The sequence below is a fragment of the Falsiroseomonas selenitidurans genome (genome assembly GCF_012103215.1).
In the GTDB taxonomy this organism is placed as follows: domain Bacteria; phylum Pseudomonadota; class Alphaproteobacteria; order Acetobacterales; family Acetobacteraceae; genus Falsiroseomonas; species Falsiroseomonas selenitidurans.
The window spans coordinates 1-14,972 of the sequence record NZ_JAAVNE010000053.1 but is presented as its reverse complement, the minus strand read 5'-3'; the positions used below and the strand labels follow the sequence as shown (position 1 = coordinate 14,972).

At 73.0% G+C, this 14,972-nt stretch carries 11 protein-coding genes and 1 pseudogene; all 12 read right to left on the bottom strand.

Annotation, left to right across the window (positions count from 1 at the left end; translation table 11 throughout):
* Position 1 precedes the first annotated feature (1 nt).
* On the bottom strand, positions 2–1,096 hold the full coding sequence (locus tag HEQ75_RS22970; RefSeq protein WP_168034466.1) for an SLAC1 family transporter: 1,095 nt from the start codon (positions 1,094–1,096) through the stop codon (positions 2–4).
* Positions 1,097–1,206: 110 nt separating this feature from the next.
* Positions 1,207–2,073, bottom strand: a complete 867-nt coding sequence (locus HEQ75_RS22965; protein WP_168034465.1) for a PhzF family phenazine biosynthesis protein — start codon at positions 2,071–2,073, stop codon at positions 1,207–1,209.
* Positions 2,070–2,894: a bifunctional hydroxymethylpyrimidine kinase/phosphomethylpyrimidine kinase gene (gene thiD, locus HEQ75_RS22960; protein WP_168034464.1), complete on the bottom strand. Its 825-nt coding sequence runs from the start codon at positions 2,892–2,894 to the stop codon at positions 2,070–2,072. Before thiD ends, HEQ75_RS22965 begins: the two co-directional genes overlap by 4 nt.
* Before the next feature lie 14 nt (positions 2,895–2,908).
* A complete protein-coding gene (glmM, locus tag HEQ75_RS22955; protein WP_168034463.1) occupies positions 2,909–4,300 on the bottom strand; it encodes a phosphoglucosamine mutase in 1,392 nt (463 codons plus the stop codon).
* A gap of 55 nt (positions 4,301–4,355) precedes the next feature.
* Positions 4,356–6,014: a hypothetical protein gene (locus HEQ75_RS22950; protein WP_168034462.1), complete on the bottom strand. Its 1,659-nt coding sequence runs from the start codon at positions 6,012–6,014 to the stop codon at positions 4,356–4,358.
* 133 nt (positions 6,015–6,147) lie between these two features.
* Positions 6,148–6,918, bottom strand: coding sequence for an ATP-binding cassette domain-containing protein (locus tag HEQ75_RS22945; RefSeq protein WP_168034461.1), 771 nt, complete (start codon positions 6,916–6,918; stop codon positions 6,148–6,150).
* The gene (locus HEQ75_RS22940) at positions 6,915–8,156 is read right to left on the bottom strand and encodes a sugar ABC transporter permease (protein WP_168034460.1); all 1,242 of its coding nucleotides are present in this window, start codon (positions 8,154–8,156) and stop codon (positions 6,915–6,917) included. Before HEQ75_RS22940 ends, HEQ75_RS22945 begins: the two co-directional genes overlap by 4 nt.
* 71 nt (positions 8,157–8,227) lie before the next feature.
* Positions 8,228–9,286 (bottom strand): D-xylose ABC transporter substrate-binding protein, encoded by a 1,059-nt coding sequence (gene xylF / locus HEQ75_RS22935; protein ID WP_168034459.1) that lies wholly within the window; start codon positions 9,284–9,286, stop codon positions 8,228–8,230.
* 93 nt (positions 9,287–9,379) lie between these two features.
* Positions 9,380–10,993: a hypothetical protein gene (locus tag HEQ75_RS22930; RefSeq protein WP_168034458.1), complete on the bottom strand. Its 1,614-nt coding sequence runs from the start codon at positions 10,991–10,993 to the stop codon at positions 9,380–9,382.
* A 237-nt stretch (positions 10,994–11,230) separates the two neighbouring features.
* Positions 11,231–12,295: a dihydropteroate synthase gene (gene folP, locus HEQ75_RS22925; RefSeq protein WP_168034457.1), complete on the bottom strand. Its 1,065-nt coding sequence runs from the start codon at positions 12,293–12,295 to the stop codon at positions 11,231–11,233.
* 150 nt (positions 12,296–12,445) lie between these two features.
* On the bottom strand, positions 12,446–14,368 hold the full coding sequence (gene ftsH / locus HEQ75_RS22920; protein ID WP_168034456.1) for an ATP-dependent zinc metalloprotease FtsH: 1,923 nt from the start codon (positions 14,366–14,368) through the stop codon (positions 12,446–12,448).
* A 147-nt stretch (positions 14,369–14,515) separates the two neighbouring features.
* A pseudogene (locus HEQ75_RS22915) lies at positions 14,516–14,972 on the bottom strand (hypothetical protein); the annotation flags it as partial.

The following is a 14,972-nucleotide window of genomic DNA, read 5'->3' as shown; positions in this document are numbered from 1 at the left end:
CTCACGCCTCCGGCCGCAGGAAGACCCCCGCCCGTGCCGCCAGTGCCGTGCGCCAGGCGATCCAGCCCGTCAGCACGGTGGCCAGCGCCAGCGCCGCCCAGCCCAGCAGCGGGTGGAAGCCCAGCGCCATCAGCATCGCGGCGAAGGCGGCGCTGGGGAAGGTGAAGCTCCACCAGGACAGGCTGAAGGGCACGCGGCGGAATTCCCCGGCCAGCGAGATCAGCGCGACCGCCACCAGCAGCGCCACGCCGGCGACCGCCAGGCTGGCATGGCCGGCATCCCCGGTCAGCGCCAGCAGGGTCAGCGCGCCGACGGCCGGCGGGGCCAGGAAGATGGCGACGCTGGGCCGCATCGCCTGCGGCAGGGCCGGGCCTGCCACCAGCCGGTAGAGCAGCAGCGGCACCACCATCAGCCACAGCAGGAAGCCGACCCCGAACATCATCCAGGAGGCATCGAGGAAGCCCATGCGGGCGCCGAACAGCGGCGCCAGGATGTTGCCCACGAAGGGGATCAGCAGCGGCGGCGCCAGCATCGCCACCTCCCCCCGCCCGGCCAGCAGCCGGCGCAGGATCAGCATGGCGACCAGCAGATGCAGCGGCACGGAGAGGCACCACAGCGCCGCCCCCAGCCCGGGCGCATGCGGCCAGAGGCCGCCGGCCAGGATCATCAGCCCGATGGTCGGCGCGGCGAGGAAGGCAACGCGCACCGGATGGCGGAACTCGGCGGCCATCGCCGCCGGATGGCGCAGCAGGCGCAGCCCCTGCAACCCCACCACCAGCAGCCAGACCAGCCCGGTCAGCAGCAGCATCGCCTCGCCCGGGAAGGCCGGCGCGCCCAGCGAGGCGGCGGCCTCGCGCCAGGCCAGGCCGACGCCGCCGAGGCCCATGGGCAGCACCAGCAGCGGCAGCGGCAGATGCGCCAGGCCCGGCGGCGCATGCGGCACGGGCACGGCGGGCGCGGGGCGCGGCGCGGGCGGCGGCGGGTCGGGCATCGGCACGCCCTGCACCGGCAGCGCGCCGGACGGTGCCGGCGCGAAGGCCACGGCCTCCGCCGGCACGGACAGCGGTGCCGCCTCCGGATCCGGGGCCGGCATCATCGGCGCGGCCGGATCCTTGCCTGCCGGCGCCTTGTCACCGGGAGCCCTGCCAGCGGGGGCCTTGCCAGCGGGCGCCTTGCCCGGCCCCGGTCCGCGCTTGCGGGTGCCGCTCATAGCATCGCCTCTCCTCGCAGCACGGGCACGCAGCCGCCGCCCACCGTGGCGCGGATGCCATCCGCCGCCCGCCGCGCCGTGGTGCGCAGCAGGCTCGGCCGTCCCATCTCCACACCCTGGGTGATGTCCCAGGCACCCGACTCGGCGCCGGAGAGCTGCAGCAGCAGGGCGGCGAGCGGCGTCGCCGCGCTGCCGGTCGCCGCATCCTCCACCGTGCCGCCCAGCGGCGCGAACATGCGCGCCCGCACGGCAGCGGCGCCTTCCTGCGCATAAAGATACAGCGCGAAGCGGTTGCCGAGTGCCGGGGTTGCCGCCAGCCCGGCGCGGAAGCCGGCGAAATCCGGCTGCGCCCGGCCCAGCGCCGCTGGCGTCACCTCCGCGATCACGAAGGGATTGCCCGTGCCGGCCTGGACCGGCGGGTGGCGGCTGGCCACCACGTCGGCAGGCTCCAGCCCCGCCGCGCGGGCGATGACCGCCACCGGGAGTTCGACGCCCAGCGTCAGCGGCTGCGGCGCCGCGATGGTGGTGCCGGCTTCCGCCACCCGCACCTCCACCAGGCCGGCGATCTCCTCGAAGCGCAGCACGCCATCCATGGCGCGGTCGCGCAGCACCCAGCCGGTGCCGACATTGGGATGGCCGGCGAAGGGCATCTCGTACTGACGGGTGAAGATGCGCACGCGCGCGGTGTTGGCAGGGTTGTCCGGCGGCAGCACGAAGGTGGTCTCGGAGAGGTTGAACTCCGCCGCCAGCGCCTGCATCTCGGCGTCCGAAAGCCCGCGCGCATCCGGAAACACCGCCAGCGGGTTGCCGCCGAAGCGGGTGCCGGTGAACACGTCCACCGTGACGAAGTCGTAGCGTCTCAAGCCCCGTTCTCCAGCCGCGCCGGGTCCATGGTGATGCCATGGCCCAGCGGTCCATGCCCCTGCCCGAAGCCGGGCGCCGCCAGCATCGCGGCCCGCACATAGGCACGCCCGCGGACCACGGCATGGCGCAGATCGAGGCCCTGCGCCAGCCCGCAGGCGATGGCGGAGGCCAGGGTGCAGCCGGTGCCGTGGGTATGGCGGCTGGCGATGCGCGGGCTTTCGAAGGCCTCCACCCCCGCCGGCGTTGCCAGCAGGTCGGTCAGCACCGGCCCCTCCAGATGCCCGCCCTTCAGCAGCACCGCCCGCACGCCGCGGTCCAGCAGCGCCTGCGCCGCGCGGTGCATGGCCGGCAGATCGGCCACGGGGAAGCCGACCAGCGCCTCCGCCTCCGGCAGGTTCGGCGTGATGAGCGTGGCCATCGGCAGCAACTGCTCGACCAGGGCGGAGACGGCCTCCTCCGCCAGCAGCCGGTGGCCGCCCTTGGCCACCATCACAGGGTCCGCCACCAGCGGGATGCCCGGGCCGAATTCGGCCAGCGCCTCGCAGACCGCGCGGATGGTCGGCCCATCCGCCAGCATGCCGGTCTTCAGCGCATCGGCGCCGAGATCCTCCAGCACCATGCGGATCTGCAGCCGGATGAAATCCGCCGGCACGCCCATCACCGCCTGCACGCCCAGCGTGTTCTGCGCCGTCAGCGCGGTGACGGCGGTGGCGGCATAGCCGCCGAGCGCGGTCACCGCCTTGATGTCCGCCTGGATCCCTGCCCCGCCCCCGGAATCGGAGCCGGCGCAGATCAGCACCCGGCCCCTGGCCGTGCCCATGGGTCGGCTCGCGCTCACTCCGCCGCGGCCACCTTCTTCACCGCCCCGGCGGCGGCGCGGGCGCGGATCAGCGCCGCCAGTTCCATCACCGTGCCGCGCATCTCCGCCTCATCCTCCGCCTCCGCCATCACCCGGATCAGCGGCTCGGTGCCGGAGGCGCGGACCAGCACCCGGCCGCGCCCACCCAGCCGCGTGCCCGCCGCCTCGATCGCCCGCGCCACCTCGGCATCCGACAAGGGGGAGGCGCCGGTGTAGCGGATGTTCTCCAGCAATTGCGGCAGCGGCGCGAAGCGGCGGCAGACCTCACTGGCCGGGCGCTTCTCCTCCACCAGCAGCGCCAGCACCTGCAGGGCGGCCAGCAGCCCGTCGCCGGTGGTGGCGAAATCCGACAGGATCACATGGCCGGATTGTTCGCCACCCAGGTTGCAGCCCGACTCCCGCATCCGCTCGCCCACATAGCGGTCGCCCACCTTGGTGCGGTGCAGCGCCAGGCCCATGCCTTCCAGGTGGCGCTCCAGCCCCAGGTTGGACATCACCGTCGCCACCACGCCGCCGCCGGAAAGCCGGCCATCCCGGTGCCAGGCGGCGGCGATGGTGGCCAGGATCTGGTCGCCATCGATGATCCGCCCGCGCTCGTCGATCAGCGCCAGCCGGTCCGCATCGCCATCAAGGGCGATGCCGAGGTCGGCCCGCCTTTCCCGCACCAGCTCGGCCAGCCGCCCCGGCGCGGTGGCGCCGCAATCGCGGTTGATGTTGAAGCCGTCCGGCGAGACGCCGGTGGAGACCACCTCCGCCCCCAGCTCCCACAGCACGGTGGGCGCCACCTTGTAGGCGGCGCCATGCGCGCAATCGACGGCAATCCGCAGCCCTTCCAGGCTGCGGCCGCGCGGAAAGGCGGATTTCGCGGCCTCGATGTAGCGGCCCGGCGCATCGTCCAGCCGGCTGGCGCGGCCGAGCTTCGAGGGCGCCGCGAGCGATTCCAGGAAATGCGGCGCATCCATCAGCGCCTCGATCTCACTCTCCTGCGCATCGGACAGCTTCAGCCCATCCGGGCCGAACAGCTTGATGCCGTTGTCCTCATAGGGGTTGTGGCTGGCCGAGATCATCACGCCCAGGTCGCAGCGCAGGCTGCGCGTCAGCATCGCGATGGCCGGCGTGGGCAGCGGGCCCACCAGCATCACGTCCATGCCGGCGCCGACGAAGCCCGCCGTCATCGCCGGCTCCAGCATGTAGCCGGACAGCCTGGTGTCCTTGCCGATGACGACGCGGTGCTTGTGGCTGCCGCGGTTGAAGAAGCGCCCCGCGGCCTGGCCCAGGCGCAGCGCGGTGCCGGCATCCATCGGCGGGCGGTTCGCCGTGCCGCGGATGCCATCGGTGCCGAAGAGCTTGCGGGGGGGGATGGTCATGCCCCCCATTCTATCCAAATGCGGCGCCTGCGGCCATGCCGGTGAGGACGGTGGCCTATGGCGCCGCAACCCGCTCGAACACCAGTCTTCCGCCACTCAGGCGGGGGCCGTCCCGTGTGACCACGAAGTTCTGATCCGGCAATGTGACGATGATGCGGTTGCCGGCGATCTCCTCATAGCGTCCCGCCACAGTGACGTTGCGGTTCGCATCGGTGGCCAGCACGCGGGTCGCATCGAGGAATTCCAGCTCCAGCTCGCGGCTGCGGTAGCGCCGGCCGATGAGCGACCCGGCCTCCCGCGCCGCTTCCTCGGCGATGGCGGCCTCCCGCGCCGCGCGATCCGCGTCCCGCCGCGCCTGCTCGGCGGCCAGGGCGGCGTCCAGGGTGTCCCGGATCGCCTGCTGCCGCGCGGCAACGGCCGCCTGCCAACGGGCAGCGGCCTGCGGCGCCACCTCGCCCAGTTCCGTCAACACGCGCTCCGGCTGGCTGAGGCGGTTGATCGATTGCCGGGTGGGCGGCACCTTGTCCAGCGCCTCCACCAGCACCGGCAGCCCGGCATCGGCCAGGGTACCGATGCGCGTGGCGGAGTCGGTGGCAAAGCCCGTGGCCAGGTCGGCGCGGCCGAAATGCTCAAGCGCCCCCAGCACGTCCCGCCGCAGGCGCAGCGCGCGGGGCAGGGCACGGGGATGCGGATCCATCCCTTCCAGCTGCACCAGCGACACCGCCACCGCTTCCGACGCCATGGCCCGGGCGCGGGCCGCGCTCGCTTCATCCAGCGCCGCGCGCCGATCCTCCGGCAGCGCCGCACGGCGCGGATCCTGCGCCAGGAACAAAAGCGTGCGGAACCCCTGCAGATCAGCGGTGGCTTCTGCGACGATGCCCTGCAGTGCCTGGTCCATGTCGGCCAGGATCGCGGTGCGCCGGGCGGCCACCGCCGCTTCCACCGTGGCGCGGCCCGGCGCGTCCAGCACCGCCATCAGCGGCTGGTCGGCCACCCGGTCAAGCCTTTGCAGCCCCCCCAGATCCGGCGGCAGGGCGGCGAGCGGCGTCACCAGCGCGGCTTGCGCCTCCTCGCGCTGGGCCACCAGGTGGCGTTCCACCGCCGGGGTGATCACCTCCGCCACATCCTCCGGCAGCAGGTACCGCATGCCGCCCAGCAGCGGGTCGGCATGCCGGCGCAGCGCAGGCGGAAGCTGGGCCATCAGGCGGTATGCCGCGTCGTAGCCCGCCTGGTCGGTCACGGCGGGCACGGCGCGCAGGAACAGCAGGATGGCCGGCGCGAAGGGATGCTCGCTGATCGCCTGCACTTCGCGCGGCAGGCGTTCGCGGTTGCGGCCACGCCAGGTCAGCAGCAACGCCGCCTGGTCCAGCACCGCGCGCCGCGCTTCCTGCAGGGCGAAGCGCGCACCGCCGATGGCCGGGTCGCGTGCGCAGTCATTCAGCATCCGGCCGACCTGCTGCACCTCCGCTTCCGACCACGCCAGGGCGGGCTTGCCGAAGGTCTGCTCCGTCACCGGCGCGCGCAGCAGCCCGGGCAGCACCAGCGCGCGCTGGCCGCGCCAGTTGCGCGTCAGCGTCCGCCCCGCCTCCGCGCCCAACTGGCCGGACCAGGCGGCAAGCGCCGCGCAATCCGGGCTGGCGAGCGGCTGCGCCCGCGCCGGGGCGGCCAGGGCAAGGCCCAGCAGGCCGAGGACAAACAGGGGGATGCGGGGCATGGCCAGCCTCCGGATGCCCCGATCCTGCGGCAGGGGGACCCGCAAGCGCCGCGGATCGGGCTTGGTTACGACGCGGGTCCGCTTCCCGCCTAACCCGCGCCGGATCGAGCTTCAACCAAATTGTTGCGGAAGGTTACGCCGCCATGGCCCCCGGCCCGGGCTGCGCCCCGGGCGGGCATTTGCCGAGGATGATCATCCCCAGCACCTCGTCCTTGGTGACATCCGCCGTGCGCGCGGTGCCGACGAGCCTTCCGTTCTTCATCACGCTGACCCGGTCCGCCAGGTCGAACACATCATGGATGTCGTGGCTGATCAGGAAGATGCCGATGCCCTGCGCCTTGAGCTGCTTCACCAGCTCCCCCACCTGCGCCGTCTCCGCCGGGCCGAGCGCCGCGGTGGGCTCGTCCATGATCAGGATGCGGGCGTTGAAGTGGATGGCCCGCGCGATCGCCACCGATTGGCGCTGGCCGCCGGACAGCGCCCGCACCGGTTCGCTGAAGCGCACGAAATGCGGGTTCAGCCGCGCCATCACCTTGCGCGTCTCCGCCTCCATCGCCGCGTCGTCCAGCATGCCCCAACGCGTCACGATCTCCCGCCCCAGGAAGATGTTGGCGGCGGCGTCCACATTGTCCGCCAAGGCGAGGGTCTGGTAGATCGTCTCGATCCCGAACCGCTTGGCGTCGCGCGGGCTGGCGATCTCCACCGTCTCGCCCCGCACGCGGATCTCCCCGGCATCGGCGCGATAGGCGCCGGACAGGATCTTGATCAGCGTCGATTTGCCGGCGCCGTTGTGGCCGAGCAGCGCCACCACCTCCCCCGGCATCAGGTCGATGGAAACCCCATCGACCGCCTTGATGCCGCCGAAGGCGATGGAGATGCCCCGCATCTCGACCAGGGGGGTCATGCCAGCCGCCTCCGCCAGGCGCCGTCCAGCCAGACGGCGAAGACCAGCACCAGCCCCACCACGATGTTCTGCAACGGCGTGTCCACGCCCAGCAGCACCATGCCCGATTGCAGCGACTGCATCACCAGCGCCCCCAGCATGGCCCCCGCCACCGTGCCCAGCCCGCCGGCCAGCGAGGTGCCGCCGATCACCGCGGCGGCGATGACATACAGCTCGTCCAGCGTGCCGGCCGCATTGGTGGCGGCATTCAGACGTGCGGTGGCGATGCAGGCGGACAGGCCGGCGAGCGCGCCCATCAGACCGAACACCAGCGCCACGGTGCGCCGCGTGTTGACGCCGGACAGTTCGGCGGCTTCCGGATTGCCGCCAATGGCGAAGACATAGCGGCCGAAACGGGTGCGGGTGGCCAGCACCGTCATGCCGATGCCGACGCCGATCGCCACGATCACCGGCAATGCCAGGCCATGCGGGATGAACAGCCCGCCCTCCGGCCAGGTCAGGCCCTGTGCCTCCGCCATGCGGCGGGCGACGCCCACGGGGATCGGATAGGCGTTGGCGACCGCCACGGCGCCCAGCACCGCGGCGCAGGACAGGCCCATCACCACGCCCTGCGCCCAGGCCGGCCGCGCCGGGAAGCCGAAGGACAGGCGCCGGCGGCGGGCCAGCAGCATGGCCAGGATGATGGCGGCGCAGCCCAGCCCGGCCAGGATCCAGGACGCGGTGGCCCCCACCGCGCCCAGGATGCCGCCGCCCAGCATGCGGAAGCGCCCATCCATCGGCGCCACCGTCTGCCCCTGCGTCACCCACCAGGCGCCGCCGCGCCACACCAGCAGCCCGCCCAGCGTGACGATGAAGGAGGGAATGCCGAGAAAGGCCACCAGCGTGCCCTGGAACAGCCCGATGGCACCGCCCAGCGCAATGCCGCAGGCCACCGCGATGAAGGCGGTGGCCGGATGCTCCAGCCCGATGATCTCCGGCAGCCAGCGCGCCTGCAGCACGCCGACCACCATGCCGACGAAGCCGAGAATGGCGCCGACCGACAGGTCGATGTTCCGGGTGACGATCACCAGCACCATGCCGCAAGCCATGATGCCGATGGAGGCGGTCTGGACGGAGAGGTTCCACAGGTTGCGCGGCGTCAGGAAGGCGCCGCCGGAAAGCAGGTCGAACCCCACCCAGATGAGCGCCAGCGCCACCAGCATGCCGACCAGCCGCGGGTCGAGCTCAAGCCGCCGCATTCAGCGCCCCCTGCCCCGCCAGCGGGGTCGGGTCGGGGTGGGGCCAGGCCCAGCCATTTGGGCGCCGCGCCTCAGTTGCAGGCCGCCACCCGCCCGGCCGGCACACCCTGGCAGACCGCCTCCTTCGGCGCCCAGCCGGCTTGCAGGATCACCCCGAGATTGTCCCGCGTGACCGGCACCGGCGCCAGGAAGCGGGCCGTCATCGCCCGCTTCTGCGGCCCCTCGTTCCAGCTCGTCGCACCGGGCACCTGCGCCAGGCGCGCGCCGCCGGCCAGGCGCAGCGCGATTTCCGCCGCCGCCTTGCCGAGGTCCCGCGCATCCTTCCAGATCGTCACCGTCTGGGTGCCCTGGGCGATGCGGTTCAGCGCCGCGCGGTCCGCATCCTGGCCGGAGACCGGCACACTGCCCGCCATGCCCTGCGCCGCCAGCGCCGCGATGGCGCCGCCCGCCGTGCCGTCATTCGCCGCCACCACCGCGTCGATGCGGTTGTTGTTGCGGGTCAGCATCTGCTCCATGTTCCGCTGCGCATTCGCCGGCAGCCAGCCATCGGTATAGGCTTCGCCCACATTGCGGATGCGCCCGGCATCGATGTGCGGCTTCAGCACCTCCATGCTGCCGCGGAACAGGAAATCCGCATTGGGGTCGGAGGAACTGCCCTTGATGAAGGCGTAGTTGCCCTGCGGCTTCTGCGCCAGGATCGCGCGCGCCATCATCCGGCCGACCTCGACATTGTCGAAGGTCAGGTAGAACACCTCCGGCATCTCGATCAGCCGGTCATAGGCCACCACCGGCACGCCCTCGTCGATCGCCTTCTGCACCCCGGGGCGGATGGCGGCGGCATCCTGAGCCAGCACGATCAGCGCCTTGGCGCCGCGCGCCAGCAGGCTTTCGATATCCGTCAGCTGCTTGCCCGGCGAGGATTGCGCATCGGCCGAGAGGTAGCTGCCGCCGCCCGCCCGCAGCGCCGCCTGGATCGCAGCCTCATCCGTCTTCCAGCGTTCCTCCTGGAAGTTGGACCAGGAAACGCCGACCACCGGCCCGCGCCCCTGCGCCAGCGCGCCGAGTGCCGGCATGGCCAGCGCCGTGCCCAGCAGGCCGCGACGCGACAGACCCTTCGTGAACGCCTCCATGCTTCCCTCCCCGCCTGCGGCGGCCTTGCGCGGCCGCCCGTTGTGGCAAGCCTCCGCTGGCACGGGGCGAAAGGTCAAGCACGACGTTGATGTTCAGGGCGACGCGACGCGTTCCAGCACCACCGCCCCGCCATCCAGCCGCCGACCGGCGCGGCGCAGCACCAGGTTGGTGTCCGGCAGGGTGATGATCACGCGCTCCCCGGCGATCTCCTCATAGGTGCCGGCGCGCGTGGTCTCCGCCTGCGTCGCCAGCACCCGCCCCGAGTCCAGGAATTCCAGCCGCAGCCGCCCGTCACCGGCGGCATAGTGCCGGCCGGTGAGCGGCCCGGCCTCCGCCGCCGCCTCGGCTGCTGCCGCCGCCGCCAGCCCGGCCTCGATGGCGCCGCGGCGGGCGGCAAGGGCGTCGCGGAAGCGGGCCTCCTGCGCGGCGGCCTGCGGCGGCAGGCTGTCGAGCCAGGGCGGCGGCTGGCGCAGCAGGCGCAGCCCCTCCTCCCCCACCGGCAGGGCGGCCAGCCGCGCCGCGAAATCGGGGAAGGCGTCCTCGGCCAGGGCGGCCAGCGCGGTGCCGGACTCCTCGCGGAACCGCGCCAGCGCCGCCGGCTCGGCATAGGCTTCCAGCGCCTGCAGCAGCCGCGCCTGCGCCGGCGCGGCAACCGCGAGCGTCGGCAGGTTCACCGGCCGCACGGCCAGCGCCTCCCGATTCGCCTGCATCACTTGGCTGGCCAGGCGGCGGCCGAGACCGGCGATCTCCGCCTCCATCGCCCGGCGCCGCGCCGCCGGCAGCGCCGCCAGCGCGGGATCCTGGCGCAGCCGGTCGAGCTGGGCGAGCTGGGCGGGCCGGGCCGGGCCGACGGCAAGCTGCGCCAGGCGCTGCCGCAGCCCCTCCTCCATCCGCGCCAGCAGCGCCTCCCGCCTCGCGGCGCGGGCGGCGGCGAAGCCGGGCCGGTCGGCCGCCTCCAGCGCCGCTTCCAGCGGGCCATCGGCCAGGGCGTCGAGCTGCGCCAGGCCGCGCGGCGTTGCCGGCAGCGCGGCCAGCGCCGCCGCCACCGCCTGCCGCGCCTGCGCCTGCCGGGCGGCGATCTGCGAGGCCAGCCGCGGGCGCAGCGTGGCTTCGATGTCGGCCTGCAGCAGATAGGGCACCTCCCGCAGCAGCAGCCGGCCGGTGCCGCGGATCTGCGGCGGCAGCCCGCCCGCCAGGCGCAGCGCCACGGCATGGCCCATGGGCTGCGTCGCCTCCGGCAGGGCGCGCAGGAAGGGCAGGATGCCCGGCGCGAAGGCCGCCTGTTCGAGCCGCGCGAGCTGTTCGGCGACGCGGCCGCGCGAACGCTCCCGCTGGCGCAGGAAGCGCGCGGCGTCGCCATCCAGCAGGGCACGGGCGGTGTTGAACACCGCGGCCTGGTCGCGCAGCGCGCGGTCCCGCGCACAGGCGCGCAGACGGCGGGAGACGGCGCGGAGCGTGTCGCGGTCCCAAGCCGTGGCGCTCTGGCCGAAGGTCTCGGCGGTGACGGGGGCCAGGAACAGGCCCGGCAGCACCACCTCCCGGCGCGGCGCCAGCGCCGGCCATCCCCGGGTGAGGGCGAGGGAATCGTGGTCGCCCGCCTGGCGCGCCCAGGCCAGCAGGTCGGTGCAGGCGATGTCCGCCGGCGCGGCGCGCAGCGGGGCGGCGGCAAGCAGCAGGACCAGGGAAAGGAGGAAACGAGGCAGCATCGGTGGTGCTCCTGCGCGCGCAGCGGCCAGCCGGGCGGTGGGGCCGGCGAAGGTGGCGGGGCTGCGGCGCCCGGCGAAGGCGTGGGACCACAGGCGGGCAGGCCCGGGCCGGTGGAGAGGGCCGGTGGGGAGGGCCGCGTGGCATGGCCCCGGGCGACAATGCGATCATTCAGAAAGCGCCGCCGCCGGTCCAGCGGCCCCGGCCACCCTGCCGGTCACTTGGGCTTGAGGGCGGGCTCAGCCCTCCTCCTCATCCTCCGCCAGGCCGCCGCCGGCCAGCGCCTGCCAGACCGACAGCGCCTGCACCGTCTCCGCCACGTCATGCACGCGGACCATGGCCGCCCCCTGCCCGGCCGCGGCCAGCGCCGCCGCCACGGAAGCCTGCACCCGCTGGCCCGCCGCCTCCACCCCCGATAGCGTGCCGAGGAAGCGCTTGCGGCTTGCGCCGAAGACGATGGGGCAGCCGATGCCGGCCAGCAGCGGCAGCCGGTCCATCAGCGCCAGGTTATGCGGCAGGCGCTTGCCGAAGCCGATGCCGGGGTCCACCGCCAGCCGGTCCCGCTTCAGCCCCATGCGTTCCGCGGCCAGCACCCGGTCCGACAGGAACTGCGCCACCTCCAGCGCCACATCGGCGTAGCGCGGGTCCTGCTGCATCGTGCGCGGGTCCTCGCCCAGCATGTGCATCAGGATGACGCTGGCTTCCGACCGCGCCAGCACCCGCGCCGCCGCCGGGTCGTGGCGGAGCGCGGTGATGTCGTTGACGATTTCCGCCCCCGCTTCCAGCGCCGCCAGCATGGTGGCGGCGTTGCGCGTATCGACGCTGATGGTGGCCGCCTTGGCCAATTCGCGGATCACCGGCAGCACGCGGCGGCATTCCTCCTCCGGTGCGACGGGCATGGCGCCGGGGCGGGTGCTTTCGCCGCCGATGTCGAGCAGATCCGCCCCCGCCTCCAGCATCGCATGGCCGGCGGCGATGGATTCGGCGATGCCCCGCCCGCCATCGGAGAAGCTGTCCGGCGTGACGTTGATGATGCCCATCACCAGCGGCCGGCCGGATTCCGCCGGCAGGGGAAGGCCGGCGAAGCGGGGCGGCGGACGGGTCAGCGCCAGCACCTGGGCGTGCCAGATCTCGGGCACGTCGGACAGCGGCAGCGGCGTGGTCGGGCTGTCCCAGCCGATCAGCCGGACCAGGGTGAAGGCGAGCGGCCCGCCGGCCAGCGGCAGGGCGAGGTCGGCCGCCAGGGCGGCGGCGGCGGCCTGGCCCTGAATGAGGCCCAGCGGCTCGACCCATGTTTCCGTCATGGTGTCTCGGTCACGACTCGGCGGCCCCCGGCAACGCTGGAGCGCGACGATGCCCTGGCGGCGCGCCACACGAAAGCACCGCTTGCGCCACCACGAAAAAGGCCCGCCCCCCTGCGGGGACGGGCCTTGATCAGGATCGGCCGGCCGGCCTCAGGTGCCGGGCGCCGGGGCCAGCCCGCCGCCATTCGGACGCGGCGTCGGCCGCCCGGCGGTCGGCACGCTGCCGCGGCCCTGGTTCACCGGCTCATCCGGACGCACGCGCACGATCGGCTCGCCCTTGATGATCAGCTTGATCTCGTCGCCGGAGATGGTCTCGTGCTCCAGCAGGCCCTTGGCCAGCAGGTGCAGCTCGTCGATGTTCTCAGACAGCACCTTGGTGGCGCGGGCATAGGCGGCGTCGATGATGGTGCGGATCTCGCCGTCGATCTGCCGGGCCGTCTCCTCCGACAGGTTCTTCGACTGCGTCACGCTGTGGCCCAGGAAGACCTCCTGGTCGTTGGAGCCATAGGCGATCATGCCGAGCTTCTCGGACATGCCCCATTCCGTCACCATCCGGCGCGCCATGTCGGTCGCCATCTTGATGTCGCCGGAGGCGCCGTTGGAGACCTTGTCGGCGCCGAAGATGAGCTCCTCCGCGACGCGGCCGCCCATCGCCATGGCGAGTTCGGCCTTCATCTTGGATTTGTGCTTGGAATAGCGGTCCCCGGCCGGCAGGGACATCACCAGGCCCAGCGCGCGGCCGCGCGGGATGATGGTGGCCTTGTGGACGGGGTCGCATTCCGGCTCATGCATCGCGACCAGCGCATGGCCCGCCTCGTGATAGGCGGTCATCCGCTTCTCATCCTCGGACATGACGAGGCTGCGGCGTTCCGCGCCCATCATCACCTTGTCCTTGGCCGCCTCGAATTCCGCCATGCCAACCGTGCGGCGGCCGGTGCGGGCCGCGAGCAGCGCCGCCTCGTTCACCAGATTCGCCAGGTCGGCGCCGGAGAAGCCCGGCGTGCCGCGCGCGATGACCTTCGGCTCCACGTCGGAGGCCAGCGGCACCTTGCGCATATGGACGCGGAGGATCTTCTCCCGCCCGTTCACGTCCGGGTTCGGCACCACCACCTGGCGGTCGAAGCGGCCCGGGCGCAGCAGCGCGGGGTCCAGCACGTCCGGCCGGTTGGTGGCGGCGATGATGATGACGCCTTCGTTGGATTCGAAGCCGTCCATCTCCACCAGCATCTGGTTCAGCGTCTGCTCGCGCTCGTCATTGCCGCCGCCGAGGCCGGCGCCGCGGTGGCGGCCCACCGCATCGATCTCGTCGATGAAGATGATGCAGGGGGCGTTCTTCTTGCCCTGCTCGAACATGTCGCGCACGCGGGACGCGCCGACACCCACGAACATCTCGACGAAGTCGGAGCCCGAGATGGTGAAGAAGGGCACGTTCGCCTCGCCGGCGATGGAGCGCGCCAGCAGCGTCTTGCCGGTACCCGGCGGGCCCACCAGCAGAACGCCCTTCGGGATCTTGCCGCCAAGCCGCTGGAACTTCTGCGGATCACGCAGGAATTCGACGATCTCCTCCAGTTCCGACTTGGCCTCCTCGATCCCCGCGACATCGTCGAAGGTCACGCGTCCCTGCTTTTCCGTCAGCAGCTTGGCCTTGGACTTGCCGAAGCCCATGGCCCGGCCGCCGCCGCCCTGCATCTGGCGCATGAAGAAGATCCAGACGCCGATCAGCAGCAGCATCGGGAACCAGGAGATCAGGATCTGGAACAGCGGGTTGACGTCGCTCTCCTCGGGCCGCGCGACGACGCGCACGCCCTTCTCCGTCAGGCGGCTGACCAGCTGCGGGTCTTCCGGCGTGAAGGTGGAGAAGCTGCGGCCATCATTGAGCTGGCCCGTCACGGTGCGGCCCTGGATGGTCACGTCGCGGACATGGCCGGCGCTGACCTCGTTCAGGAAGTCGGAATAGGCGACCTGCTGCGCGGTGCGGTTGCCGCCCGTGGATGGCTGGAACAGGTTGAACAGCGCCACCAGCAGCAGCGCCACGATCACCCAAAGCGCCAGGTTCCGGCCGAAATTATTCACGTTTGCATCCCTTAGGGGCTTCCCAGATGGACTAGGCCACGCACCCGCCCGCGGGCACGGAGGGGGGCCTCTCCATGCCAACAGATGGGTTCCCGTTGCTCCGCTTCCATCCCGGATATCATCCGATACGAAGGATGAAGACGAAATTCACAGGGCCTGAACCACCGCGCCGCCCAGCGGCGCAAGGCGCAACCGGATGCCGTTGGTGATTTGCGGCACAGGATAGGACAGCGCGGGCACGGCGGCCAGCACAGTGTCGCGATGGTCGCCATCCAGTCCCGGCCCTGCCGGTCGGAACAGCGCCGGCAGGGTGGGCGCCACCGCGGCCGGCAGCCAGCCAGGGCGCGCCAGGCTCCGCGCCCCCGGCCCCAGCGCCCCCAGCCACCAGCCCGGCGGCGGCGCGCCCTCCAGGCGGAAGCGGCCATCCCACAGCGCGCCAGGCCGGGCGGGGGCCGGCGGGGCAAGGCCGGCTTCCTCGCGCAGCAGCAGCCCGGCGCGGGTCAGCCTTGCGCCACCCAGCGTGCCGTGGCCCTGCGCCAGCAGCCGCTCCAGCGCCGCCGGCGCCGGCGCATGGGCGCCGCCGCCGAGGCTGCGCACCAGCGCG

Coding starts and splice junctions, on each gene's coding strand:
- xylF (WP_168034459.1), bottom strand. CDS start 9,286: ATGGAGGCGTTCACGAAGGGTCTGTCGCGTCGCGGCCTGCTGGGCACG.
- HEQ75_RS22970 (WP_168034466.1), bottom strand. CDS start 1,096: ATGATGCCGGCCCCGGATCCGGAGGCGGCACCGCTGTCCGTGCCGGCG.
- HEQ75_RS22950 (WP_168034462.1), bottom strand. CDS start 6,014: ATGCCCCGCATCCCCCTGTTTGTCCTCGGCCTGCTGGGCCTTGCCCTG.
- folP (WP_168034457.1), bottom strand. CDS start 12,295: ATGACGGAAACATGGGTCGAGCCGCTGGGCCTCATTCAGGGCCAGGCC.
- HEQ75_RS22930 (WP_168034458.1), bottom strand. CDS start 10,993: ATGCTGCCTCGTTTCCTCCTTTCCCTGGTCCTGCTGCTTGCCGCCGCC.
- thiD (WP_168034464.1), bottom strand. CDS start 2,894: ATGGGCACGGCCAGGGGCCGGGTGCTGATCTGCGCCGGCTCCGATTCC.
- HEQ75_RS22940 (WP_168034460.1), bottom strand. CDS start 8,156: ATGCGGCGGCTTGAGCTCGACCCGCGGCTGGTCGGCATGCTGGTGGCG.
- glmM (WP_168034463.1), bottom strand. CDS start 4,300: ATGACCATCCCCCCCCGCAAGCTCTTCGGCACCGATGGCATCCGCGGC.
- HEQ75_RS22945 (WP_168034461.1), bottom strand. CDS start 6,918: ATGACCCCCCTGGTCGAGATGCGGGGCATCTCCATCGCCTTCGGCGGC.